The organism is Sphingomonas sp. LH128 (genome assembly GCF_000293195.2).
Classification (GTDB): Bacteria; Pseudomonadota; Alphaproteobacteria; order Sphingomonadales; family Sphingomonadaceae; genus Novosphingobium; species Novosphingobium resinovorum_A.
Genome location: NZ_ALVC01000227.1, coordinates 1 through 2398 on the forward strand (window position 1 = coordinate 1; position 2398 = coordinate 2398).

The following is a 2398-nucleotide window of genomic DNA, read 5'->3' on the forward strand; positions in this document are numbered from 1 at the left end:
AAGTGGCCCGACCGCTTACCGATGAGAGCGATTGCCGGGCCACAGGTGCAGGAACACCTGCTTGCTCGAAGCGACGGACTGAAAATTCGTTCCATGTTCAGCAGCGTGGAACGTTTGCCGCACCATCGGCATCTCCCTTTGAGGGCGTTTCCGCGAAGGAGAGAGACATGACCGAAGAAGGGGACGAACAGCATCCGCAGGTCGATGCCGTAACCGCCAACGAGGTCGTAACCGGCATGACCGACGAGCAGCTGGCCGCCGCATGTGACGCGGCGGAAGACTTGGACAATCTCACCGATGTCGAGGAGGCCGTGTTGGCGGAAATCGAACGGCGACAGCTCAATCTTTGAGCACCGCACCCTTACCCGATCCGGTAGACCTTTGAGCCACATCGAACGTCTCCTTCATATGCCGGCTGACGATGGCCCGCGATCACCCGTTGTCAGGAATGACAATTCTTCCCGCGCTGATGGGTTTTTGAGACAAAGGATACGCCTGCTGTCCGAGACCGCCGGCATGGTCGATAAATCTCTCGGCACCCGCCGCAGACAGTGATGCTCGCTCGTCACATGAAAAAGGCATTCGCGTCAGCCCTTATACGAAGATGGCGTTACGGCCTGCCATCCCCGTGACCGCCGCGGTCCTGACGATGCTCCTGGGCGCCTTCTTGCTGCAAAGACTCGCACGCAAGAAAATGAGATGAAAGGCTCTACCGGAGCGTTCGTCATGGGCCATGCCCCGACGAAGCACGGATGCACGCGGTACGCAGGATCGTTCCCGAATTGCGATAGCGGGGCGACGCGCCCGTGAGTGAGGAGCCTGATTCCGCCGTTTCTCTGCGCGAGATGGCGCAACATTGCGGGTTCAAGCTGCTGAAATCCCGGCGGCGCAAACCTGGCGTCGGAGACTTCGGGGGGGTCGGCCTCAGCGACGCTACGGGCAAACCGGTCATGGGTGTAGGGACCGGCGGCCTGACGGCTCTGCCTGACGAGATCGAAGCCTTTCTTCGCACGGGCGCGCTCGACAGCTGGAAAGCCTCGGCAAAAGCGGCGCCCGACGCGCCCAGATCACCCAAAGCAGTCCGCGATCACGATGATACGGAGAAGGAGGGGTCAACCCGGCGCGGTGGCGCCCATGCCGAGCGCAGCGAAGACCGGCCGGCGCGCCGAATCCGGAACACAAAGCAGCCCGACCTCCCTCGCAGCCCCAGACCGCCCAAAGCCCGATTGGAAAAGCACGCTCGTGGCGGCCCGCAAAAAGGGCCTGCGCAGTCCCAGGGGAGCGAGCCCCACCACCAGCGGCTCTCACCATCAGAACACCCACGACAGAGGATGTCGCTGCCATCGCTGCCTTGCTCGGAGAATTACCAGGCGTCGATTGAACAGCGCAGGACGTATCTGAAGGCATGGCGGCTGCCCGCAAGGCTGGCGGGGGTGTGCTGCTGGCCGATCAAAATGGCACGATCGGCTGCATCGCCTGGGTATTGCTGCCCACCATTCACCGCGGCACACTCGGTCGGATTGGGGCAGCAACCGGCAGCATGATCGTCGGCACCGTCGCCACTATGTCTGGCGCGGTGGATTCGTTTGCGCTGACACAGTCGGATTTCGATGCGATGGGGCAGCGGCTTGCACTCGCCGGTGCCAAAGCGCGCGAGCAGGCGCGGGACGAACTCGAGCGGATCAACTTCGCACGTTTGTTTCGCCGGCGCGCTACCCTGCTGGATTTGCTGGTGATCTGCGGTGCCTCGCTGGCCGATGTTCTGCGCCATCCAGGCGATGTGCCGCTTGAAGTGCAGCAAGCCTTTGCGCTGGCTTAATCTGGACTGACCGAGGCGGGTGCGGCCTGTCACTACCCCGACCGTGCAGAATGATTTCAAATATGACGGTCGAGCACGATTACAGAATTTTAATGGTTAATTGCCGTGTATGGATGGCACCGTGCCCAATCGAGGCGGGACCTCAATGATCCCGGGATCAATGGCCTCCTTCGGCCACCAAATCTGCGCGCGAGGCCTTCACGCGCACCGCACGAGGAAAAATCTCCGCATTAATCCGCCGGAGTGCCACGATTTCGAGCACGAAATGGATTTCTTTGCTCGGGGTGGGGAAAGGACGGTCATGTGGCTCGTCGATCGTGAAATCGATGGAAGAGGCGCCAGCCGCATTCCACTGCAACTGGAACTGCGAGCCGCGCTCGTACGGTGGTATATCGACAGCGGGACTGTCGCGGACGAGCAGGCCAGCATCATCCTCATTCAACAGGCCAGAAGCGGTCACCGGTGGATTGCCTGCGGATGCCTCGGTGTCAACATACCACCGCCAATCCTCACCCCAGCCTACCTGTCAGAGGCCGAAATCTACTATCTGTGCCGGCTCTCCAGCCCGAAACGGCCCGA

Annotated in this window: 3 protein-coding genes and 1 pseudogene; 3 read left to right on the top strand and 1 reads right to left on the bottom strand. The window is 61.4% G+C overall.

Features of this window, described 5'->3' with window-relative positions; translation table 11 throughout:
- The first annotated feature begins 167 nt into the window (after nucleotides 1-167).
- Complete coding sequence (locus LH128_RS18265; RefSeq protein WP_008831153.1) at nucleotides 168-350, top strand: hypothetical protein; 183 nt, start codon at nucleotides 168-170, stop codon at nucleotides 348-350.
- 1055 nt (nucleotides 351-1405) lie between these two features.
- Nucleotides 1406-1819: a hypothetical protein gene (locus LH128_RS18270; RefSeq protein WP_008831154.1), complete on the top strand. Its 414-nt coding sequence runs from the start codon at nucleotides 1406-1408 to the stop codon at nucleotides 1817-1819.
- Between the two features lie 157 nt (nucleotides 1820-1976).
- Here the strand turns inward: LH128_RS18270 and LH128_RS18275 are convergent, their stop codons facing one another.
- Nucleotides 1977-2279 carry a hypothetical protein gene (locus LH128_RS18275; protein WP_008831155.1) on the bottom strand — a complete coding sequence of 101 codons (303 nt, stop codon included), beginning with the start codon at nucleotides 2277-2279 and terminating at the stop codon, nucleotides 1977-1979.
- Between LH128_RS18275 and LH128_RS34655 the strand changes: the two are divergent.
- A pseudogene (locus LH128_RS34655) lies at nucleotides 2178-2398 on the top strand (hypothetical protein); the annotation flags it as partial. The gene LH128_RS18275 and the pseudogene LH128_RS34655 overlap by 102 nt on opposite strands.